The 21700-nt window shown below is 73.3% G+C and carries 17 protein-coding genes; 9 read left to right on the forward strand and 8 right to left on the reverse strand.

The window, feature by feature from the left end; all coding sequences use genetic code 11:
- Both ACQP2P_RS33835 and ACQP2P_RS33840 read right to left on the reverse strand, forming a co-directional pair.
- Positions 1–318, reverse strand: a complete 318-nt coding sequence (locus ACQP2P_RS33835; protein ID WP_433607825.1) for a TfoX/Sxy family protein — start codon at positions 316–318, stop codon at positions 1–3.
- A 4-nt stretch (positions 319–322) separates the two neighbouring features.
- Positions 323–475, reverse strand: coding sequence for a hypothetical protein (locus ACQP2P_RS33840; protein WP_433607827.1), 153 nt, complete (start codon positions 473–475; stop codon positions 323–325).
- 251 nt (positions 476–726) lie between these two features.
- Between ACQP2P_RS33840 and ACQP2P_RS33845 the strand changes: the two genes are divergently transcribed.
- The 4 genes from ACQP2P_RS33845 to ACQP2P_RS33860 all read left to right on the forward strand — a co-directional run bounded on the left by ACQP2P_RS33845 (position 727) and on the right by ACQP2P_RS33860 (position 4538).
- The gene (locus tag ACQP2P_RS33845) at positions 727–897 is read left to right on the forward strand and encodes a hypothetical protein (protein ID WP_433607829.1); all 171 of its coding nucleotides are present in this window, start codon (positions 727–729) and stop codon (positions 895–897) included.
- A gap of 408 nt (positions 898–1305) precedes the next feature.
- Positions 1306–1662 (forward strand): response regulator transcription factor, encoded by a 357-nt coding sequence (locus ACQP2P_RS33850; RefSeq protein ID WP_433607831.1) that lies wholly within the window; start codon positions 1306–1308, stop codon positions 1660–1662.
- A gap of 1 nt (position 1663) precedes the next feature.
- Positions 1664–2704 carry a histidine kinase dimerization/phospho-acceptor domain-containing protein gene (locus tag ACQP2P_RS33855; protein WP_433607833.1) on the forward strand — a complete coding sequence of 347 codons (1041 nt, stop codon included), beginning with the start codon at positions 1664–1666 and terminating at the stop codon, positions 2702–2704.
- Positions 2705–2834: 130 nt separating this feature from the next.
- Entirely contained in the window at positions 2835–4538 is a 1704-nt protein-coding gene (locus ACQP2P_RS33860; protein WP_433607835.1) for a glycoside hydrolase family 3 protein, read from the forward strand.
- Positions 4539–4657: 119 nt separating this feature from the next.
- On the opposite strand, the gene ACQP2P_RS33865 is transcribed toward ACQP2P_RS33860, so the two are convergent.
- The 4 genes from ACQP2P_RS33865 to ACQP2P_RS33880 form a co-directional block, all read right to left on the reverse strand.
- Positions 4658–6133, reverse strand: a complete 1476-nt coding sequence (locus ACQP2P_RS33865) for a dolichyl-phosphate-mannose--protein mannosyltransferase (RefSeq protein WP_433607837.1) — start codon at positions 6131–6133, stop codon at positions 4658–4660.
- Complete coding sequence (locus tag ACQP2P_RS33870) at positions 6130–7176, reverse strand: SecDF P1 head subdomain-containing protein (RefSeq protein WP_433607839.1); 1047 nt, start codon at positions 7174–7176, stop codon at positions 6130–6132. Before ACQP2P_RS33870 ends, ACQP2P_RS33865 begins: the two co-directional genes overlap by 4 nt.
- Before the next feature lie 56 nt (positions 7177–7232).
- Positions 7233–8510, reverse strand: a complete 1278-nt coding sequence (locus tag ACQP2P_RS33875; protein WP_433607841.1) for a glycoside hydrolase family protein — start codon at positions 8508–8510, stop codon at positions 7233–7235.
- A gap of 132 nt (positions 8511–8642) precedes the next feature.
- Positions 8643–11372 (reverse strand): carbohydrate-binding protein, encoded by a 2730-nt coding sequence (locus tag ACQP2P_RS33880; RefSeq protein WP_433607843.1) that lies wholly within the window; start codon positions 11370–11372, stop codon positions 8643–8645.
- A gap of 221 nt (positions 11373–11593) precedes the next feature.
- Between ACQP2P_RS33880 and ACQP2P_RS33885 the strand changes: the two genes are divergently transcribed.
- From ACQP2P_RS33885 to ACQP2P_RS33900, 4 genes are all read left to right on the forward strand, one after another.
- The gene (locus ACQP2P_RS33885) at positions 11594–12712 is read left to right on the forward strand and encodes a hypothetical protein (protein ID WP_433607845.1); all 1119 of its coding nucleotides are present in this window, start codon (positions 11594–11596) and stop codon (positions 12710–12712) included.
- A gap of 123 nt (positions 12713–12835) precedes the next feature.
- Positions 12836–13672 carry an MEDS domain-containing protein gene (locus tag ACQP2P_RS33890; protein WP_433607847.1) on the forward strand — a complete coding sequence of 279 codons (837 nt, stop codon included), beginning with the start codon at positions 12836–12838 and terminating at the stop codon, positions 13670–13672.
- A complete protein-coding gene (locus ACQP2P_RS33895) occupies positions 13669–14625 on the forward strand; it encodes an anti-sigma factor RsbA family regulatory protein (protein ID WP_433607849.1) in 957 nt (318 codons plus the stop codon). The genes ACQP2P_RS33890 and ACQP2P_RS33895 overlap by 4 nt, the downstream gene beginning before the upstream one ends.
- A gap of 16 nt (positions 14626–14641) precedes the next feature.
- Positions 14642–15853, forward strand: coding sequence for an MFS transporter (locus ACQP2P_RS33900; protein ID WP_433607851.1), 1212 nt, complete (start codon positions 14642–14644; stop codon positions 15851–15853).
- A 111-nt stretch (positions 15854–15964) separates the two neighbouring features.
- Here ACQP2P_RS33900 and ACQP2P_RS33905 read toward each other — a convergent pair whose 3' ends face one another.
- Both ACQP2P_RS33905 and ACQP2P_RS33910 read right to left on the reverse strand, forming a co-directional pair.
- Positions 15965–16348 carry a hypothetical protein gene (locus ACQP2P_RS33905; protein ID WP_433607853.1) on the reverse strand — a complete coding sequence of 128 codons (384 nt, stop codon included), beginning with the start codon at positions 16346–16348 and terminating at the stop codon, positions 15965–15967.
- An 86-nt stretch (positions 16349–16434) separates the two neighbouring features.
- Positions 16435–19647, reverse strand: coding sequence for a GH92 family glycosyl hydrolase (locus ACQP2P_RS33910; protein WP_433607855.1), 3213 nt, complete (start codon positions 19645–19647; stop codon positions 16435–16437).
- Positions 19648–19826: 179 nt separating this feature from the next.
- Between ACQP2P_RS33910 and ACQP2P_RS33915 the strand changes: the two genes are divergently transcribed.
- Positions 19827–21692, forward strand: a complete 1866-nt coding sequence (locus ACQP2P_RS33915; protein ID WP_433607857.1) for a M48 family metalloprotease — start codon at positions 19827–19829, stop codon at positions 21690–21692.
- Positions 21693–21700: the final 8 nt, after the last annotated feature.

Below are 21700 nucleotides of genomic sequence, written 5' to 3' on the forward strand. Positions count from 1 at the left end.
CTACTGCGGGGGGAGCGTGGCCACGAACGCGGAGGCGGTCGCGACCCACTGGTCGAGGTCGGCGTCGTCGAGGTGCTCGCCGGCCACGAGGACCCAGCCGCGCATCGGGCGCCCGGTCACGTCGAACGGCCGCACGCCGGGACGCTCCAGCGCGGCGGCGGCGTCCTCGGGGCTCAGGCGGACGAGCAGGTCGTCGCGGTTCACGCCGGCGGTCACGTTGCCGCGGGCCAGAACGGCCGGCCCGCCGAACAGGCGCCGCCGCGCCGCGGCCGGGAGCCGTTCGCGCAGCCGCTCGGCGAGCACCTCGTCGTACGCCATCAGCTCATGCTACGGCCCCCTGTCCGCGCGCCCCGGCGTATGCGTCGGACGGCGGGAGGAACATCAGGTCGATCGTCGCCAGCAGCCACGCGAACACGTCCAGGGCCATGGTCGCGGCCGGGGTCGCGGCGGCGGGCGGGTGTCCGGGGTATGACATTGGCAACTCCCCGTCGGTCGATGGACACCGCAGGGGCGTTCCAACCGGGGACACGGGCCTGGCCGGGAGCCGGGACAGCAGCGGCGACGGGCCCCGCGGGGCGGCGGGCGGTGAGTGAACGATCGTGAATGCGAGGTTCGTGTGTTGCTATCGTTCTGCGGGTCGTTCAATGACATCGGGCAACTTCACTGAGCGTCATTCAACGGCTACGCTGAATGCTCGGCGTCCTTGATCGGGAGGAAAAGGCGACCATGGTCAAGAAGATCCTCAGATGGGGTGGCCTGGCGTTCCTGGTGTTCTTCGTTGCGTATCGCCCGCAGTCGGCGGCCAACGTGGTGACCTCCATCGGCGGCGGGCTGCTCGACATCGCCAACGGGTTCGGCGACTTCTTCGCCTCCCTGGGCTCGTCGATGAGCAGCTGAGCGCCCGGATTCGCGCTTGGCGCACCCGCACTTTTCGCGCCTGGTGCACACGCCCGACCCCGGCGACCTGACCGGCGGAACCCGCCCGCGCGGCCGGCCCGAGCCGGGCCGCGCGGGCGGGTTCGCAAGGCCGTCAGCAGGGCAGGTGCACCACGGCGAGGGCGAGCCCGGCGCCTCGCGATCGGCCGGGCCCGGGCGCACACGAGGCGGCGCTCGTCCTTCCCGGCGCCCAGGTCGATGAGCCCGGCCATGCGCCGCTGCTGCTCGGTGAGCGCGCCCGCGCGGCCGGTCGGCCGCCTCGTCATGTCGGCTGGATCCTGCCGAACGTCGCATTTGGATCATGGCTTCTTCGGTACCGTCGGACAGAACGCAACCGACCCGGAGGGGCCTGGGACAGGGATGGCGACGGTGCTGCTGGCGGAGGACGACTGCCGCGTGCGCGAGGAGCGCATGCTCGCGGGCGCCGGGCACGCCGTTCTCGCGTGCGGCGGCGACGAGGCGCTGCGGCTCGCCGACGCCCACCGGCCCGGCATCGCGGTGCTCGACGTCAGCCTGCCCGAGCAGAGCGGCCTGGAGCAGTCCGCGACCGGCCGCACGCCGGGGCTGCCGGTGACCGCGCGCGGCCCGCACGGCGAGGTGGCCGACGGGTTCAGCGCCGGGGCCACCGGCTGCGTGGTGAGGCCGTCCGGCGCCGGCGACCCGCCGGCCCGGGTGGATACCTGCTTGAACGAACGGCTCGTGCGTCAGCCGTCGGCGCGGTCCTGAGATGGGCATCGCGGTCGGTGGCACCGTGGCCGAGGTGCTCGACGTCCTCGACGTCGGCGTCGCCGTGGCCGGGCCCGGCGGGCGGCTGGTGCGGGTCAACGGGGCGCTGCCCGGGCTGCTCGGGCTCCGCGCGGCCGACGTGGCGCCCGGCCGGGCCGTATCCGCGCTCGCCGGGGACCTCCGCGCGCGGGGCGCGCACACCGTGGCCGCGGCGCTGGCCTGGCCGCCGGTCACGCACCCGCGGCAGCTCCGGCTGGACGGCGGGCGCAGCGTGCAGGCGGCCTGGCACCGGCTGGAGTCCGGGTGGGTGCTCGTGGTGCGGGACGTGACGCTGCAGGCCCAGATGCGCCAGCGGCTGCGCGAGCACAACCGGGCGCTGGCCGAGAAGGTGGCGGAGAAGACCGAGCTCGTCGCCGCGCTGTGCCACGAGCTGCGCACGCCGCTCACGTCGACGAACACGGTGCTCGAGCTGCTGCCGGACACCTCGGCGCAGCCGGACCTGAGTGAACTGCTCGACGTGGTCCGCCGCAACGCCGCCCGCATCGGCGACGTCGTCGACGAGCTGTCCACGCTCAACGCGCTGGAGCAGGGGTCGGTCGGGCTCGACGTGCGCCCGGTGGACCTCGGGGCGCTGCTGCGCGGCGCGGTGGCGGCCTGGAACGCGCGGCAGGGCCCGGCGGCGCCGGTCACCGTCGGGGTCACCGACCCGGGCCGGCTCACGATCACGGCCGATCCGGTCTGGCTCGACGCGCTGGTGGAGCGGCTGCTGTCGGTCGCCGTGGCCTCGGCCGGGGACGCGGCGGTGCACGTGAGCGCGGAGTCCTCGGCGGACGGGTGGCTCGTGCGGGTACCGCTGCACGAACAGCTCACCAGCAACCGCCTCTTCACGGCCACGGGCGGGGCGCGCACGTCCACGGCGCTCATGCTCGCCCGGGCGGTCGTCGCGCGCCACGGCGGGACGCTGCGGATGGCGACCTCCGAGGACGGCGGGGCAATGGAGCTGCGGCTGCCGCGGGAAGCGCCCTCGGGCCTGGCCCGGTAGCCGCTCGATCCGCTGCGGCAGGTCGCGCGGAAGGCCAACGGGGCGGACGTGCGCTATGAGCCGAACCCGGACGGCGCCACTTGACCCGAGACATCCACAAGGGTGAGATTGACGTATGTTGCGACGGTCGGTGGTGGTCTGTTCCGTGGTGGCCCTCTCGCTCGCGGGTCTGCCCGCGGCGGCCTCGGCCGCACCCGCTGACCAGGTGGAGCGGCTCCTCGCGGGGATGACGCTGCCGGAGAAGGTCGGGCAGATGTTCGTCGGGTACGTCTACGGCGACAACGCCACCGCGCCCGCCCCGGCCGACGTCGCCGCGAACACGGCCCGCTACGGCGTCGGGACCGGGGCCGAGGTGCTGCGGCGCTACCACCTCGGCGGCGTCATCTACTTCAGCTGGAGCCACAACCTCGCCGCGCCGGCCCAGGTGGCCACGCTCTCCAACCAGCTGCAGGCGGCCGCCCGCGCCGATACCGGCATTCCGCTGCAGATCAGCACCGACCAGGAGGGCGGGATCGTCACCCGGATCGGCGCGCCGCTGGCCGTGTCGCCGGGCAACATGGCCATCGGCGCCACCCAGGACCCGGCCGCCGCGCTCCAGGCGGCCCGGGTCAGCGGCCAGGAGCTGCTCGCGCTCGGCATCAACGTGGTCGACGCGCCCGTCGTGGACGTCAACACCAACCCGCGCAACGCCGCCGACGGGCCGCGCGCGTTCGGCGACCGCACCGCCCAGGTCGCGCTCTTCGGCGCCGCGGCCGTCGCGGGCTACCGGCTCGCCGGGATCGGCGCCCAGGCCAAGCACTTCCCCGGGCTCGGCGACACGACCGTCAACACCGACAACGGCGTCGCGGTGACCGACGAGTCCCGGGCCCAGATCATGGCGACGCACGTCCCGCCGTTCCGCGCCGCCATCGCCGCCGGGGTGCCGAGCATCATGGCCGCGCACATCGTGGCGCCCGCGCTCGACCCGTCCGGCGCCCCGGCCAGCCTGTCCCGCCCGATCGTCACCGGTCTGCTGCGCGAACAGCTGCACTACGACGGCGTGGTCATCACCGACGCGCTCGACGCCGCCGCCCTCGCGGACATCCCGCCGGACCGGATCGTGCTCGACGCGATCGACGCGGGCGTCGACCAGCTCCTCATGCCGGCCGACCCTCCCGCGGCCATCCAGGCGGTGCTCGACGCCGTCGCGGCCGGGACGCTGTCGACGGCGCGGATCGACCAGTCGGTGCGCCGGATCCTGCGCATGAAGCGCGAGCTCGGGCTCTTCGGGCGGGGCGACGTGCCGGCGCCCGTCGTCGGCACCCCCGAGCACCTGCGGACCATGTCCACGATCGCCGCCCGCTCGATCACGCGGCTGCGCGGCGCCGGGCTTCCCCTCGCGCCCGGCGCGCACGTGCTCGTCACCGGCTGGGGCGTGAGCACCACGCAGAACCTCACCGACGGGCTCAACGCGCGCGGGGTGGCCGCGACCCGGCTGTGGACCGGCTCCCCGTCGCCGGCCGTCGTCGCCCAGGCGGTGGCCGCGGCCGGGGCCGCCGACGCGACGGTGGTGACGACGAACAACGTGTGGTCGGACCCGACCCAGGTGGCGCTGGTCGAGGCTCTGCTCGCCACCGGCCGGCCGGTCGTCGTGGCGTCGGTCGGCGGCCCCTACGACATCGCGTCCTTCCCGCAGGCCCCCGCCTACCTGGCCGCCTACGACTACCAGCCGGTGTCGGTGACCGCCCTGGCCGACACGCTCACCGGCCGCGCGGGCAGCCCGGGCCGGCTCCCGGTCACGATCCGCACCCCGGACGGCGGCACCGTCCTGTACCCGTTCGGCAGCGGCTTCTAGCGCACGACGACGGGTTCACGCGCGGCGGCAGGAGCGGCATCGGGCTCAACGCGTCCGCCGCCGGGGCCGGCACAGCGATGCCCGGGGCCGCCCGCCACACGATCCGCGCGCTGGGGTGGCTACACCCAGCGGTTGCCGAGCCACAGACGGTCGAGCCAGTCGCGGTACGGGATCGGCACGCCCGCGAAGATCGGGTAGAAGTACGCGAAGCACAGCGCGACCGCGAGCACGTAGGCCCCCGCGATCACGGCCCCGGACCGGCGCCGCGCGCTGTGGGGCGCGCCGATGATCGCGCCGAGCACGTAGACGACCGCGAGGACCAGGAACGGCTCGGCCGGCAGCGCGTAGAAGAAGAACATCGTGCGGTGCTGCGGCATCGACTGGAACCAGGGCACGATCCCGGCCAGGGCCGCGGCGAGCACGAGCCACGCGCGCCCGTCGCGGCGGGCGACGGCGAGCCAGCCGAGCGCCGCCAGCGCGGGCGTGAACGACCACCACAGCACCGGGGTGCCCAGCAGCAGGATCTCGGCGGTGCAGTCGGGCGCGCCGCAGGAGACGTTGGGGTCCCAGAAGAACGGGACCGGGCGGCCGAGCAGCAGCCACTGCCACGGCCACGACTGGTAGCGGTGCGGCTTGTCCAGCGTCGTGTGGAACGCGTACGCGGTGTCGTGGTAGTGGGCCAGGTTGACCAGCGGGTCGATGAGGCGGTCGTGCGGCAGGTTGTGCGTCGCGGCGTACCAGTGCCGGAAGTAGCCGTCGTCGGACAGGAACCAGCCCCACCAGACGTTGACGTAGGCGAACAGCGCGATGCCGCCGATCGCGAGGGTCCACCCCACCGCGGGCGGGATGCTCTCGGAGATCCAGTGCCGCACGCCGGCGCTGCGCCGGGCGCTCATGTCGAAGACCACGGCGGCGACGGCGAACAGGATCAGGTACCACAGCCCGCTCCACTTGACGCCGCAGGCGAGCCCGAGCGCGACCGCGCAGGCGATGCGGTACCAGGGGATCCCGAGCCTCGCGCGGACCTTCCCGCCGCCGGCCTCCACCGCGGCCAGCCACCGCGCGCGGCGCTGCTCGCGGTCCAGGACCAGCAGGTTGAAGGCCACGACGATCCAGAACAGCAGGAAGATGTCCAGCAGCGCGGCCCGTGACATCACGAAGTGCATGCCGTCCAGCGCCATGAGCAGCCCCGCGGTCGCGGCCAGCACCGTGGAGCGCAGCAGCCGCCAGGTCGCCGTCATGACGAGCACGATCGCGGCGACGCCGAAGAGCACCGCCATGATGCGCCAGCCGAAGGCGTTGTACCCGAAGAGCTGCTCGCCGAGCGCGATCATCCACTTGCCGAGCGGCGGATGCACCACGTACTCGGGCTGCATGGTCTCCGGGTCCCACTCCACGCCGTGCTGCAGGAGGTCCTGGGCCTCGTTCGCGTAGTACGTCTCGTCGAACATGACCTGCGGCGGATGCCCGAGGTCGATCAGGCGCAGCAGGAGCGCGACCCCGCCGACGAGAGTCGCGGCGAGCCAGAACGCCCGCGGGAACCGGCCCGGCCCGCTCAGCCGCCGCCGCGCGATCGCGATGCGCTCGGCCGTCACCCGACGGTGTCCGTCGCCGTGATGGTGACCTGGGCCGGGAGCGCACCGGAGCCCAGCGTGACCGCGAGCGCCGAGGCGGCGTCCTTCGTGTCCAGGCCGTCGCCGGCGATCTCCGCGTCGCCGGTGATGACGGCCCGGATCGTCGGGGCGGACACCACCTCGTCGTCGACCAGGATGGCGACCTGCTGGTGCAGCGCCTCCTTGGTCAGCGCCGCCCACCGGTCCTGGCCGGACGGCGTGAAGCGGATGATGACCGTCCACCGGCCGATGTCCTTCTTCAGCGCCGCCTCGGCGTTCTCGACGTCGGCGCCGGTGGCCTTGGCCGCGTCGAGCCGGTACTTCACCGAGTCGCCGCACGCGGTCACCCCGGCGTCGTTCGGCAGCGCGTCGGCCGGGCGCTGGTTGAGCATCGCGCAGGTGATCGCGGGCACGGCGAACTGCATGGCCGGGGGCAGCGCCGCGATCTCGGCGCAGCTGAGCCGGTCGAAGCCCTGCAGCTGGGCCGCCTTCGGGTCGTCCGGGCCGGCGAGCGCGGCCGCGGCCTGGTAGACGGACTCGCCGAGCTTCTGCCGGGCCGAGGCCAGCGGGCCGTCCGCGCTCGCCGGGGCCTGCGCGCCGCCCTTGCAGCCGCCGCCGGGCGTATCCGCGGTCCGGGCCGTCGCCAGGCGGAACGTGAGGTTGCCGGGCGAGAGCACCGACCTGACCCGCTCGGCGTCCTCGTGCGCGGCGGTCACCTTCAGGGTGTCCGGGCCCACCGCGGTGACGTTCGGCCGGCCGACGCCGAGCTTGCGCAGCCGGTCCAGCAGCAGCGTCCGCGTCCGCTCCACCGCGCCGGCATCGGCCGCGGCGCCGTCCTTGGCGGTCACCCGCAGCGTGTAGGCGACGTCGCCCTTGACCGGGCCGCCGCCGAAGCGCCGGACGAGCACGACCGCGGCCGTGACGGCGGCCGCGAGGAGCAGGACCACGACGAGCGCGAGCACCAGCCAGAACCACATCGGGACGCGCCGGGCCGGCGGCGGTGCGACTGCGGACGGGAAGGACATGCCGCCAGCGTACGGGCGGCATGTCCTTCCGGGTGGCCCCGGTCCGGGCCGGGCGGTCAGCCCGCGGCTCGGTACGCCTCGCCGGCCGGGGTCGGGGTGGAGCCGTCCTTGTAGAGGCCGTAGGGCAGCGAGTCGCCGACGGCCGGGAGCGAGAACCAGGCGTAACGCTCGATGTAGGAGGTGGCCTGCATCTGCGTCGTCGTGCGGGTGATGAACGAGGTGATCTGGGCCGTGTTCGGGAACTTCGGGGTGCCGCTGAAGTTCATCAGGCCGTACTCGGTGATCCAGATCGGCAGGTTGTACCGGTCGTGCACCCGCTGCACGTAGCCGAGGAACTGGCCCACCGCGGCGTCGGAGAAGTCGGAGCCGTACCAGTGCAGCGTGATGAAGTCGACCCGCCGGTTCTGCTGCCGCGCGCCGGTCATGAACCGGTCGAGCCAGCCGCCGGGCGTGTCCCCGCCGTAGGCGACGGCCGGGCTGCCGAGCCGCATGCCGGTCGCCTCGAGCCGCGGCCACAGGCTGAGCGCCTGCTCCACGGTCATGTTCGACTGCTCCTTGAGGTCGGGCTCGTTGAAGCCCAGCAGCACCGTGCCCTCGCTCCTGACCTTGGCCAGGTCGGCGTCGGTGACCGCGCCGGCGCCCCAGATCATGGGGACGAACTCGGCGTTCGCGGGCATCGAGTCGTTGTTCGTGGACCAGTTGTAGTACCAGCCCGCGCCCACGTTGCGCACCGCGTCCGACAGGCCGGTGAACTGCCAGGTGCTGACGCCCTTCTTCTTGGCCACCGGGCCGGTGGTGCGGGTCGCGCTCGGCGCCGGCGACGCCGTCCGGGTGGCCGTCGCCGTCGGCGAGCCGGTGGCGCCCGGGAGCTTCCACTGCTGGTTGGCGTTGCCGGTGCAGGTCCAGATCTGCAGCCGGGTGCCGTCGGCGGAGCTGTTGCCGCTGGCGTCGAGGCACTTGCCGGAGCCGGTGTTCACGAGCCGGTTGCCGGCGCCCGCCGCCCACTGCTGCGCGCCGGTGCCGTTGCAGTCGTAGAGCTGGACCTTCGCGCCGTCCGCGCTCGAGGCGCCGGTCACGTCGAGGCACTTGCCGAGCGCGCGGATGCTCGCGTCGGAGGCGGTGACCGTCCACTGCTGGGCGGCGGTGCCGTTGCAGCCCCACAGTTGCACGGCCGTGCCGTTGGCGGTGTTCGACGCGGCGACGTCGACGCACTTGCCCGCGATGCCGGTGATCGGCGCGCCGGTGTCGGCCAGGGCGTTGGTGAGCCCGACCATCCCGACGCCCACCACGGCGGCGGCGAGCAGAGCGATCAGGGGTTTTCGGCCGAGCCGCATGGCACTCCTCGATGATTCGCGAACCTTGGCGGGACTTAAGCTCGTCCATGCCGCGCGACCTCGTCAAGCGGAACGAACCGACTTAAGCGGGTCGTAAGCCAAACTTGAGAGAGCGCTCTCCGAGCCCGGGATCTACATGTTCCAGACCTGGAACTCGCTCACCTGCGCGGCGGGCCAGCCGGTGTTCGCGGTGATCGTCACGCGCCAGTACCGCTGCGTCGTCGCGGGAAACGTGAGCGTCACGGACGGGTTGAAGGTGTAGGTCCCCGAGGCGACGGTGGTGAACGAGGTGCCGTCGCCGGACGCGCTCAGCGTCAGGGTCTGGTTGCGCGCGCCCCACGACGCCGGCAGCTGCAGCACGACCTTCGTGGCCGACCGGGCCGAGCCGAGGTCGACCTGCACCCACTGCGGGAACGCGTTGTTCGCGCTCTCCCAGTAGGTGCCCTGGTTCGAGTCGGTGACGTTGCCGGAGCCGTACACCTGGTTGTGCGACGACTCGGAAGTGGCCCGCCCGGCCGCGAGGTTCACCGGGGTGGGCGTGCCGCCGCCCGTCGTGAACTGCAGGCTGTTGAGGTTCCAGCCGCCGGTGTCCTGCACGAGCGTGAGCACCTGCTGGCCGGCCGGGAGCGTGAGCGTCGCGGTGGCGCTCCCCCACGCCTGCCAGTCGCCGGTCGCCGGCAGGTTCACCGCGCCGGTCAGGTTGGCCCCGGCCGCGTTCGCGATGTGCAGGGCGCCGGTCACCGCGCTCGGGGCCGCGACCCGGGCCGTGAGCGTGTACTGGCCGGCCGCGGCGACGTTCACCGTGTACCGGAACCACTGCCCGGCGCCGGTCCAGCCGAGGTTGTAGCCGCCGCCGGTGTCCGATGTGGACTCCAGGTCGACGCCGTCCGCGCGGTAGCCGTTGGCGGTGCCGTTGACCGAATTCACGCTGTACGCGAGCCCCTGGCCGCCGGTGTCGTAGTTCTCGGCCTGCACGGTGCCCGGGACCGCCGCGGGGGTGCCGCCGAACGGGGCCTCGACGGGGCCGCCCCCGCCCTGCCAGCTGTTGCCGCTCAGGGTGGCCGTGAAGCCGGCGGAGTTGTTGAGGTACGCCGTGGAACCGCTCTTGAGCCCGGTCACCGTGTTGCCGGTGATGCTCGCCGAGCCGCTCGGGGCCGGGTAGAACGGCGGCGCGACGACGACGCCGTTGCGGCCGGGGTTGGTGACGGTGTTGTTCTGCAGCAGCGTGTTCGTCGACTGGGAGAAGCCGATGCCGTCGTACAGCGAGCTCACGACGGTGTTGTTCGCCGCCGTGACGCGGTCGACGGCGCCGACGTTCTGCCCGTCGCCGCCGTTGCCGATCTGCAGCGCCGGCTGGCCCTGGCTGTAGCCGTTGCCGCCCGAGCGGGTCACGACGTTGTTGGAGACGGTCGCGCCGAGCAGGTCGCTGCCGTTGACGCCGAAGCGGCCGGCGCCGAGGCCGATGTAGCGGGCGGTGTCGCTGATCGCGTTGTACTGCACGTCGTGCCCGCCGCCGCCGTAGATCCCGATGCCCTTGCCGCCCCACGGCGCGACGATCGTGTTGTGGGTGAACGAGACGTTCGCCATCGGGGTGTAGTACGTGCGGTTGCCGTTGGCGTCGGTGTTGTAGTTCACCGAGTTGATCGCCATGCCGTCGTCGCCGGTCCCCCGGACGAAGTTGTTGGTGGCGCTGAGGTTGTTGCCGACCGAGTTGTTCAGCGACACGTTGTTGAGGTTGATGCCGTCGGCCCAGATGGTGGTGAGCCGGCTGTTGCGGACCTGGCCGCCGGTGCCGGAGGCCCAGAAGCCGGACAGCGTGTGCTGGGTCCAGATGTCGTCCGCGACCCAGTTGGTGCCGGTGGTGTCCATCGCGCCGCCGGCGCCGTCCACCGAGGCCCGGCTGGTGGCGTTGGAGTCGATGTGGAAGTCCTTCACCGTGCACGACGTGAGGTCGAACACGGCGCCCAGGGGCTGCGGGTTGGGCAGCGGTACGGCCCGGTAGATCGTGCTGTACCAGGGCCCCGCGCCCGCGATCGTGATGCCGGTCGCGTGCAGGCCGCTGGTCCCCTTGAGGTAGAAGGTCCCGGCCGGGATCCACAGCGTCCGGCCCTGCGACTGCGCCTGGTTGATGCAGGTCTGGATCGGCCCGGTGCTGTCCACGCCCGGGTTGTCCGCGGCCGCGCCGCACGAGGTGATCGAGATCGAGTTCACCGGCTGGGCGATCGGGGCCGGGTTCTCGACGTCGACGACGTCGATGTCGTAGAAGGCGGCCGTGTTCGCCGCGTCGCGCTGCAGCGCGAAGGTCCCGCCGGGCGCGATGGGCGCGCCGGTGACGAAGGTCCGGGCCTCGTCGAAGAACACCCGCGGGTTGCCGTCGGCCGGGTTCTGGTCGGCGCTGTCGTTGTAGTGGTTGTTGCCCTCGTAGACCCACGACTGCTTCGACGTCAGGGTGAGCGCCTGGCGGTAGGCGCCGTCGACGTACAGGTTCAGCGAGGCGGTGATCCCGCCGCCGCCGGGCGCGTCGGGGATGCTGGCGCGCACCACGATCGCGCTGATCGGCCGGCCGGTCGTGTTCGTCCACTGCACCTTCTGGCCGGTGGCGGCGAGGTGCGCGTACGCGTGGCCGGACGCCTCCAGGGCCGCGCTGGAGTACTGCGTGGTCGGCGCCGCGGTCAGCCCGACCGTCGTCGCGCCGCCGCCGAGGGTCCCGGCCTCGGCCTCGTAGCTGGTGAACGGTGTCGTGGCCCCGGCGGTGGCGGCCTGGGCGGGGGTGGAGGCGACGGCGAGCGCGGTGCCGACCAGGGCGGCGACGGCGAGGGGCGCCACCGCCCGCCGCGCCGCACGCATCGATGCTCGTGGCATGAGGTGTCCTCTCTGGAACCCGCGCACGTAGCGGCGTACGCAAGTATTTGCAGAAAACACTCTCGGAGCTGACGCGTCAAGTATTCGATTTTTCAGTTCCCGATCCGCACCACGACGCCCGGCGCGGCCCGGCGACGACACGATCGCGCACGAATCCCGCGCGCCTTGCCGACCGCACTCGCTCGACGTGCGAGAATGGCCGGTCAAGGTAGAGTGACCGCGTGGTCACTGCGGCGCTGACGTCGGGGAATGCCCAGGCATCCGACTATTGCCGCAAACGCGGCCCGGCCGAGGTCCGCTGCTTCTACGTGATCAATCCGCGCTCGCCGCACGGGGGCTGGGCGCTGCGGGAGGTCGTCCGGCCGGCGTTCCGCGCGCTGCGGGCCGAATACGGGCTCACCGCCGAGCCGCTCGCGTTCGGCGAGATGCCCTCGCCGCGGCCGGGCCTCATCACCTACCTCGTCTACGGGCCCACCGATCCGCTCGGCATGGGCGAGGACGAGAAGGCGTACCTCGCCGCGCTCGCCGCCGCCGGCGTGCGCACGAACGTGCTCTCGGCCTACGAGCTGACCGCCGACGGGCAGGACCGGCCCGGCTATGAGCTGGCCCGCACCGCCGTGCCCGAGCTGTGCGACGAGCTCGACGTCAACGCCATCTACCCCGACGAGCTCGACCGGCGGCGCGGGATCCGGACGAACACCTGGCAGGACGTGTACGTCAACGTCATCGGCGAGACGATCCGGGTGAAGTACACCCCGACGCGCAGTCTCGAACCCGCCGACACCGCGATGCGGGAGCGGCTGGGCGCCGGGCACGCCGGGGAGATCGCGCAGCTGGCGCGGGTGCACCGGGAGCACCGGCTCTGGCAGCGCAAGCCGTGGACGGACGGGTCGATCCTGTTCGCGCACGACGGGCACTGGTTCGTCTCGCAGACGTTCACCGACAAGACCCTCATGACCGCGGCCGACTTCGACCTCGTCACCTCCTACGACGAGGGGCGGCGGGCGCTGACCTACGCCGGGCCGCGGCTGCCGAGCTCGGACGCGCCCGAATACCTCGTGCTGAGCACGCTGCTGAGCGCGCACGGGCGCCGGCCGCGGCTCATCGTGCACTTCCACCACCGCGAGCTGACCCGGGGGTCCCGCTACCGCGAGCTGGTCACGGCCGACATCGTCGAGTGTGGACGCTTCGAGGCGGGGCGGCGGTTCTTCGCCGAGCTGCGCGCGAAGTCGACGGAGTGGTTCATCATCCGCGAGCACGGGATGGTGTGGACCGGCGACTCGGTCGCGGAGTTCGAGCAGTTCGTCCGGCGGGTGCTCGACCACCGGCGGGACGGCTGATCGGGTGACGCCGTTCGGCCGGGTAGTGGAGCCCCCGGGGATGGAACCCGCGCCCGGCCATCGGTCATGGTCACCGTTCGCGGTATCGTGTGATGATCTGGGCACTGCGAGTGAGGTGACGACGTGGCGGGCACCGCGACCCTGGCCGGGCTGCAGGCCGGCGACCACGTCTGCGTCCCGTTCAGCGGCTCCGGCGTGCGCACCGGGATCATGGAGAGCTTCATCCGCGGCGCCCTCGACGAGGGTGACAAGGTCATCTGCCGCACCGTCCAGGACGACCCGCACGAGCTCGCCGCCGCGCTCGCGGGCCAGGACCCGCGGATCTGCGACGCGCTCGCCCGGGGGCAGCTCATGATCGGCAGCGCCGCGGAGAGCTACCTGGCCGCCGGGCACTTCGACGCCGAGCGGACCGCGGCCGACTGGCGCGGCGTGATCGACCGGGCCCGCGACGAGGGCCACCCGGGCCTGCGGATCATCGCCGACATGAGCTGGGCCACCGGCGCGCTGCCCGGCACCGATCGCCTGCCCTGGTACGAGGCCGAGGTGAACCGCGTCTTCGCCGGCGGCTTCGCCCGCGCGGTCTGCCTGTACGACCGGGGCGCGTTCCCGCCGGCGCGGCTGCGGCGGTACATCGCCACCCACCCCGGCACCGTCGAGCCCGGCGATCCCCAGCCGCCCCAGCTGCGGATGCGGCACACGACCGACCCCCGCGGCCTGGCCCTCACCGGCGAGGCCGACATCGCGAACCGGGCCGCGCTCGCCGCCGTCCTCGACGGGCTGCGGGACGACCTGCCCGGCGACGACCCGCTCACCATCGACCTGTCGGGCCTGGAGTTCGCCGACGTCGCCGCGGCCGCCGCGCTCGTGCGCACCGCCCGCCGCGTCCCCGGCCTGCGGCTCACCGGCGCGAGCCGGCGGCTGGCCGGGCTGCTCGACCTCGTCCGGCAGGCGGACGCGTGAGGGCCGGCGCCCCGGCCGGGCACCGCGGGCTCTTCCACGAGGCCGCCTTCTACCACTCCGACGAGGAGTTCCTCGCGATCGTCGCGCCGTTCGTCGAGGAGGGCCTGGCCGCGGGCGAGCCGGTGATCGTGGCGTTCGGGCCCCGCCGCCAGGACCTGCTGCGCGACCGCCTCGACGAGGCCGGCGGGGCGGTGGCCTTCATGGCCGGCGAGGAGCAGTACTCGCGGCCGGCGACGGCGATCCGCCGGTACCGCGAGCTGCTCGCCGAGCACGTGGCCGCCGGGGCCGCCCAGATCCGCGTCGCCGGGGAGATCCCGGACCTGGGCGTCGCGGGGCCCTGGGACTGGTGGGGCCGTTACGAGGCGGCGAGCAACCAGGCGTACGACGACTTCCCGATGTGGGGGCTGTGCATGTACGACGTGCGCCTCACCCCGCCGCACGCGCTCGAGCAGGTGCGGCGCACGCACCCCTTCCTCGCCACCGCCGCCGGGCACCACCCGAACCCGGACTTCGCCGACCCCGCGGACTTCGTGCGCGACCACCCCTCGGCCTGGCGCGACCCGCTGGAGCGCACCGCGCCCCGGCTCCTGCTCACCGACCCGATGCCGGCCGAGGTCCGCGCCGCCATCGACGCCGCGGGCGCGCACGGCCGCGTCGCCCCGGCCGACGTGCGCGGGCTGATGCTGGCCGTGACCGAGGTCGTCACGAACGCGATCGTGCACGGCGTCCCGCCGGTCGAGGTGCGGGTGTGGACCGCCGAGCGGCGCATCCTGGTCCAGGTCAGCGACGCCGGCCCGGGCCCGCGCGACCCGCTCGTCGGCCTGCGCCCGGTCCGCTCGGCGACCGGCGGCCTCGGCCTGTGGATCGCGCACCAGACCTGCGCCTACGTCGACCTGCGCCAGGAGCACGGCCGGTTCACCGTCCGCCTGGTCGCCGGCCGGCCCGAGACGTGAGCGGCCCGAAGCGCGGATGGGACCGGTCCGGCGCACCTATCTGACGCTCGTCCTGCTCAACGCCCTCGCCGTCTCCTCGATCTGGGGCGTCAACTCGCTGCTGCTGTTCCAGGCCGGGCTGTCCAACACCGCCGCCCTGGCCGCCAACGCCTGCTTCACGCTCGGCTTCGCCCTCTTCGAGGTGCCGACCGGCACCATCGCCGACACCCGGGGCCGCCGCGTGTCCTACCTGCTCGGCGGCGGGACGCTGACGGTCATGACGCTGCTGTACTGGCTCGCCTGGCGCCTGCACGCGGGCTTCGCGGTCTGGGCGGCGGTCTCCGTCCTGCTCGCCCTCGGGTTCGCCTTCTTCTCCGGCGCGACCGACGCCTGGCTGGTCGACGCGCTGCGGTTCCTGGGCTACGACGGCGCGCTGGAGCCGGTGTTCGCCCAGGCCCAGGTCTGCAACGGCCTCGGCTCCCTCGCCGGCTCCCTCGGCGGCGCGTTCATCGCCCAGGCCACCGACGTCGGCGTGCCCTTCCTCGTGCGCGCCGCGCTCCTGCTCACCCTCACCGCCGTGGCCTGGCGGCTCATGCACGACATCGGCTTCACCCCGAGCCGGGCCGGGCGCCCCCTGGCCCGGATGCGCACGGTCGTGTCGGCGTCGCTGCGCTACGGCTGGCGGCGCCCGGCCGTCCGCTGGGTGATGCTCGGCGCCTGGTCCGCGGCCGGGGTCGGCTACTACGTGGCGTTCACGATGAAGCCGTACCTGCTGCAGCTCGACGCCGACAAGCGCGCCTACGGCCTGCTCGGGGTCGCGGCGGCGCTGCAGGCCGTCGCGCAGACCGCCGGTGGGCTGCTGTCGCCGCTGCTGCGCGCGCTCTTCCGGCGGCGCGTGCCGGTGCTCCTCGCCGGGGCACTGCTCAACGCGGCGGTCCTGGCCGCGTTCGGGATGGTCACCGGGGTGCCCCTCGCGCTGGCCCTGCTCGCCGCCTACAGCCTCGTCACCGCGGGCGTGCTGCCCTCGCGGCAGGGGTACCTCAACGGGCTCGTCCCGAGCGACCGGCGCGCCACCGTGCTGTCGTTCGACTCGCTGATCGCCTCCAGCGGCGGGGCCGCGCTGCAGCCGGCGCTCGGCCGCGCGGCGGACGCGTGGGGCTACCCGCACTCGTTCGTCCTCGCGGGCCTGCTGCAGCTCCTGGCGCTGCCGTTCCTGCTGGCCGCCCGCCGCCTCGAGGCGCCGCCCTAGGTGACCGCCGGCGCGGAGGCGACCGGCGGGGCGGATCAGCCGGTGACCGGGGCCGACGGGTCGGTCACCGGAGGCAGGCTCGAACCCGCGGCTCATGGGTGAAGCCGCAGCTCAATGCCGGACCCGGGTGGGAGCGTCCGGGCGGCTCCGGGCGGGCGTCAGCATCACGACGTCCAGGGGCGCCGGCACGAGCGCGGTCTCCAGGTGGGAGGACTCGGCGGCCTGGGCCTGGGTCATCAGGTCGTCGCCGCCCTTGAGGGCGATCGCGCCGCCGGTGAGCGTGATCAGCAGCGCGCCCCAGGCCAGAGCCGGGGCCCGGCGGCGACGGGCGTGTCGTCGCCGGGGCGGCTGCTGCGGTGGGTTGAGGTTGATGTGGCGCGGGTGATACGTGGGTTGGGCGGGCCGCGGCGGCACCGTCGATCGCCGCGGCGGGGCGGGCGGGATATGGGCGATGGGGATGACCCGTACGTACGGGCGAACGAGGGCCGGAGGCATGCAAGGAACGTAAGCCCCATCGGCCCTCGCCGATCCTGTTCGAGCCGGGTGAGCAGACGAATCACCCGGCTCCTCACCCGTGTCGCTCAGCCGAGCGCGCGGAACTCGTAGATGCGCGTCGCGGCGTCCGTGGTCTGCGTCGGCGTGCCGACCGTCAGGCGGACGTAGCGGCCCGGCACCGCCACGGGGTGCGCGGTGTTCGCGGCCGTGTTGTTCGTGACCGTCACGGCCCTCGTCCACGTCGTGCCGTCCGCCGACACGTCGATCGTGAACGCCTTCGTGTTCCAGTCCGCCGACTCGCCGCCGGCCTGGGCGTGGGCCACCTCGAAGCGGCTGATCGACCGCGTCGCGCCGAGGTCGACCTGCAGCGTCGCGTTCGCGGACACCGAGCAGTACTTGTCGCCGTTGCCGCCGTTGACGGTGCCGTTGACCGCCTTCTCCGGGCCCTCCGTCGCCGCGCACGGGGCCGAGCCGGTCGCCGGGCGGTTGAGGGCCCAGTTGGTCAGCACCGGGCCGTAGGCCTCGAGCTCGTAGATGCGCGTGGCGGTGTCCGACGTCTGGGTCGGGGTCGTCACGTTGAGCCGGACGTAGCGGGCGGTCGTGGCCGGGATCTGGTGCGTCGTCACGGGATCCGCGTTGCTCGTGACCGTCACCGGGGTCGACCAGGTGGCGGCGTCCGTCGACGTCTGGATGGTGAAGGCCCTGGTGTTGTACGCCGCCTGCTCGCCGCCCGCGCCCGCGTGCTTGACCACGAAGCGGTTCAGCGTCTGCGGGGAGCCGAGGTCGACCTGCAGCCACGCCGAGCCGCCGCCGGAGCAGAACTTGTCGGCGTTGCCCGCGGTCACGCTGCCGTTGACGGCTTTGTCCGGGCCCTCCGCCGGCGCGCACGCGGCCGAGCCGGTCGCGGCCTTGCCCTGGGCCAGGTTCGGCTGCGTGGCCGGCGGGGTGGTGTGGTTCGCCGACGGCGGCGTGTCGCCCGCGCCGGTCCCCCAGGCACCCGGGGTAGCGCTGACGCTGTAGCTGAGGGAAGCGCCGTGGGCGATGTCGACCTGGGACAGCCAGGTGCGGGTGAACGCGGCGCCGTTGAGCGTCGCGGTGCCGATGTAGCGGTTGGCGTCGCTCACGCCGGGCGCGGCGATGGTGATCGTGCCGCCCTGCTGGGAGCCGAGCGTGCCCACGGTCACCTTGGCCGACGGGAACTGCGGGGTGCTGACGCCGTAGAAGTTCGCGCCGTTCATGAGCGGGTAGAGGCCCAGCGAGGCGAAGACGTACCAGGCCGACATGGTGCCGAGGTCGTCGTTGCCGGTGACGCCGTTGGGCCCGTTGGCGAACAGCGTGTACGCGGCCCGCAGGACCGTCGCCGTCTTGTACGGCTGGCCGGTCCACAGGTAGGTGAAGGGCGCCAGGAGGTCCGGCTCGTTGTTCGGGTTGTAGGTCGTGAAGCTGTAGTAGTCGTAGGCGCCGTTGACCCAGGTGTTGTGCGCGGTGCCGGACGGGTCGCTCAGCAGGCTGTCGTAGGCGAAGAACTGGTCGAGCCGCGTGTTCGCCGCCGCCTTGCCGCCGAGCAGGCCCACCAGGCCGTCGGGGTCCTGCGGGACCAGCCACTGGTACTGGTACGCCCCGGCCTCGTGGAACGTGTGCGCGCCGTCGGTCGGCGAGTAGGTGGCCGCGAAGACCCCATTGGCGTTGCGGGGCCGGAAGAACCCGATCGACGGGTCGAAGAGGTTGCGGTAGTGCTGGCCCCGCGCGGCGAGCACGTCCGCGTCGGCGGTGTGCCCGAGGGCCCGGGCCATGATGGACAGTGCCGAGTCGGCCGCGGCGTATTCCAATGTGGACGAGCTCGGGTACTGGCAGTCGTGGTCGAAGGAGTTGGTCGGGTTGCACGTGACGCCGGTCGGGACGTAGCCGAGCGCGGTGTAGTACGGGTTGCCGTTGCGGCCGTTGAGCCCGCTCGCCGCGGGCGGGGTGCCGAACGCGTTCTTGCGCAGCGCCGTGTAGAACTGCTCCTCGTAGCCGGACAGCAGCCCGCGCGACCACAGGTCGACGAGGAACGGGGTGACCGGGTCGCCGGTCATCGTGTTCGTCTCGGTGTTGTCCAGCGCCCACCGGGGCAGCCAGCCGAGCTCGCGGTCGACGGCGAGCAGCGACAGCGCCGAGTCGCGGGCCACCTGCGGCTCCAGCAGCGCCACGAGCTGGTTCTGGGCGCGGTAGGTGTCCCACAGCGAGAACGTCTGGTACGGCGTGTAGCCGGACGCGGTGTGCACGGCGTTGTCGAAGCCGCGGTAGCCGCCGTCGACGTCGCCGGCCAGATTCGGGTGCAGCAGGGCGTGGTACAGCGAGGTGTAGAAGGCGACCTGCCGGTCCGTCGTCCCGCCGTCGACCTCGGCCTTGTGCAGCTTGGCGTTCCAGGTGTCGTGGGCGGCCTGCCGTACCGTGTCGAAGTTGAACCCCGCCGCGGAGGTCTCCGCGCTCAGGTTGGCCCGCGCGCCGGGCAGGCCGGTGTAGGAGAGCCCGACCTTCACCGTGACCGAGCGGTCGGAGCTGGTGTCGAAGCGCACCCAGCCGCCCTTGGCACCGCTGCCCGACGAGGCCCGGGAGCCGCCCGTGAACGTGGAGCCCGACCAGGTGCCGAACGACGCGAACGGCCGCGAGAACTGGGCGGTGAAGAAGACCGTGTGGGCCGGCGACGAGCCGCAGAACCCGCCCACGGTCACGGATCCCTCGACGGTGTCGCTGCCCACGATGGACACGCTCGAGGTGCTCGCCCCCTGCGTCTGGCCGCGCGCCTGGGCCGTGTTGAACAGCACGTTGGACTCGGTGCCGGCCGGGAACGTGTAGCGCTGCCAGCCCGTGCGCAGCGTCGCGCTCAGCTCCGCGGTGACCCCGTTGGGCATCCCGAGCTTGTAGTAGCCCGCGGTCGCCTGCTCCTGGCCGTGGTTGAGCCCCTGACCGTAGGTGTTCGGGTCGTTGCTGTTCACCGCGCCCACGGTCGGCATGAGCGGCACCTCACCGGCGACGCCGCAGCCGACGCCGGACAGGTGCGTCTGGGAGAAGCCCCAGACCTTCGTGTGGTCGTAGTTGTAGCCGGTCCCCCACCCGGTGTCGGGGCTCACCTGCACCATCCCGAACGGCAGCGCCGCACCGGGGAACGTGTTGCCCTCCTGCTGCGTCCCGATCAGCGGGTTCACGAGACCAGTGAGGTCGGCGGGTACGGCGGCCCGGGCGGGCGCGCCGAGGGCGGTCACGGTGACGGCGGCGGCGCATGCCGCGGCCAGGACGTTGCAGAGCAGCCTTCTCACGTCGCTCCGATCGATGCACCGGCGAGGGGCCGCCGACCGCCGAATCGACGCTCATGAAGGTTCTCGCATCCCATGGAGATCTGTCAATACTTGACAATTGGCGGCCATCCGTCGGGCCTGACGCATCCCGAAGGCGGCCTGCATAATGTGAGCCGCTCACACATACGGGGGACGAAGCGATGAAGACAACGATCCGGGCCGCCATCTCCGTGGTGCTGCTCGCCGGGTTCTACCTGCTGGCCGTCGCGCTCATCGGCGGGCTGGGCTGGGCCACCGTCTGGCTGTGGACCGAGCACCCCGGCGCCGCCGCCGGCAAGCTCGCGTTCCTCACCATCGCGGTCGCGGCCGGGCTCGTGGTCGCGTTCTGGAAGATCCTGACCGCCAAGCCCGGCGAGCCCGAGGGGCTGCCGCTCGCGCCGCACGAGGCGCGCGGGCTCTGGGACACCGCGCACGAGCTCGCGCACCAGGTCGGCACCCGGGCGCCCGACGAGATCCGGCTCATCCCCGACGTCAACGCCGCGGTGGCCGAGCAGACGCGCCTGCTCGGACTGGCCGGGGGCCGCCGGATCATGTACGTCGGCCTGCCGCTGCTGCAGGCCTTCACCGTCGCCCAGCTGCGCTCGGTCCTCGCGCACGAGCTGGGCCACTACTCCGGCAGCCACACCAAGCTCGGCGCCCTGGCCCACCGGGGCCGGATGGCGATCGTGCAGACCATCGCGCAGGTTGGGCCCAGCAGCCTCGCCGGGTTCGTGTTCCGCGCCTACGCGCGGCTCTACATCCTCGTCGAGCAGGCGGTGAGCCGGCGCATGGAGTACGAGGCCGACGAGTTCTCCGTGCGGATCGCGGGCCGGGCGGCCGCCGTGAGCTCGATGCGCGACCTCGCGGTCGTGGACGCGGCGTGGAACTTCTTCGTCGGGCGGTACGTCACCATCGGCTGGGACGCCAAGCTCGCCCCCCGCGACGTCTTCGGCGGATTCGCCCAGCTGCTGCAGGGGCGCTCCGGCGAGCTGGCCAAGCTGCGCGACTCCGCCCCGCCGCAGGAGAAGTCGCGCTGGGACTCCCACCCGCCGATCGCCGACCGCATCAACGCCATGCAGGCCATGCCCGACCCCGGGGTCGCCACCGACGATCGCCCCGCCGCGGTGCTGCTCGCCGACCCGGCCACGCTCGCCCAGCGGCTCCAGCGGGCCGCGCTCAACATCGAGGACAAGACGCTGCTGCCGTGGGACGAGCTCACCGACGCGGCCATCGCGGCCCGCGCGCAGCGCGACGTCGACACGCTGTTCCGCGCCGCGGCCCGGATGGGCGGCGCGCCGCAGGGCGACCTCGCGCTGGTGCTGCACATCCTCGAGCGCGGCGGCGCGGGCGACCTCGGCCGGGCCGTCGAGCCGCACGGCAGCCCGCGGGAGCAGCACGAGATCCTCGTCGACCGAATCGACTCCGCGATCGGGCTCGCCGCCCGCGCCGGGGGCCTGGGGCGCTGGAAGCACTCGTGGACCAGCGGCGCCACCTTCGCCCGCCCCGACGGCACCGAGGTGCCGACGATGGAGATCTCCCGGCTCGCCACCGCCCCGGAGACGGTGGCCGAGGCCCGCCGGCGGCTGGCCGAGTTCGGCGTCGACGTGGCCGCGGTCCGGCAGCGCTCGGCCGTCGCCACCGCGGACGGGGCCGAGGTCATCGGCGGCATCGCGAACATGAACGCGCCCGGCAAGCTGCACTTCGACGTGCTGCTGCTGACCAACGGCCTGCTGCTCGTGCCGGGCCCGAAGTCCACCGACGACGGCAAGCAGCGGCTCGTGCAGATCCTGCGGTCGGCGCCGGTCGCGCAGCTGGCCCGGCAGCACCGGTTCGTGGCCTACGAGGACGTCCGCTCCGCCGAGATCCTCAAGAACGTGCCGATCAAGGTGCGCCTGACCATGCACAGTGGCGACGTCCTGGAGCTGGCCGAGACCTGGACCGGGGAGTCGCTGGACAAGAACGACCGCGAGCTGCTGGCCGCCGCCCTGAACCCGTACGTGGCCGTCGACTCGCAGCAGCGTTCCTGATCGCGGCG

This window comes from Dactylosporangium sp. CA-139114, assembly GCF_050955725.1.
Lineage (GTDB): Bacteria > Actinomycetota > Actinomycetes > Mycobacteriales > Micromonosporaceae > Dactylosporangium.

Excerpts from the sequence above, each read along its gene's own strand:
- ACQP2P_RS33855 (WP_433607833.1), top strand. The coding sequence starts at position 1,664 with ATGGGCATCGCGGTCGGTGGCACCGTGGCCGAGGTGCTCGACGTCCTC.
- ACQP2P_RS33875 (WP_433607841.1), bottom strand. The coding sequence starts at position 8,510 with ATGCGGCTCGGCCGAAAACCCCTGATCGCTCTGCTCGCCGCCGCCGTG.
- ACQP2P_RS33835 (WP_433607825.1), bottom strand. The coding sequence starts at position 318 with ATGGCGTACGACGAGGTGCTCGCCGAGCGGCTGCGCGAACGGCTCCCG.
- ACQP2P_RS33900 (WP_433607851.1), top strand. The coding sequence starts at position 14,642 with ATGGGACCGGTCCGGCGCACCTATCTGACGCTCGTCCTGCTCAACGCC.
- ACQP2P_RS33840 (WP_433607827.1), bottom strand. The coding sequence starts at position 475 with ATGTCATACCCCGGACACCCGCCCGCCGCCGCGACCCCGGCCGCGACC.
- ACQP2P_RS33845 (WP_433607829.1), top strand. The coding sequence starts at position 727 with ATGGTCAAGAAGATCCTCAGATGGGGTGGCCTGGCGTTCCTGGTGTTC.
- ACQP2P_RS33870 (WP_433607839.1), bottom strand. The coding sequence starts at position 7,176 with ATGTCCTTCCCGTCCGCAGTCGCACCGCCGCCGGCCCGGCGCGTCCCG.
- ACQP2P_RS33915 (WP_433607857.1), top strand. The coding sequence starts at position 19,827 with ATGAAGACAACGATCCGGGCCGCCATCTCCGTGGTGCTGCTCGCCGGG.
- ACQP2P_RS33880 (WP_433607843.1), bottom strand. The coding sequence starts at position 11,372 with ATGCCACGAGCATCGATGCGTGCGGCGCGGCGGGCGGTGGCGCCCCTC.
- ACQP2P_RS33905 (WP_433607853.1), bottom strand. The coding sequence starts at position 16,348 with ATGCCTCCGGCCCTCGTTCGCCCGTACGTACGGGTCATCCCCATCGCC.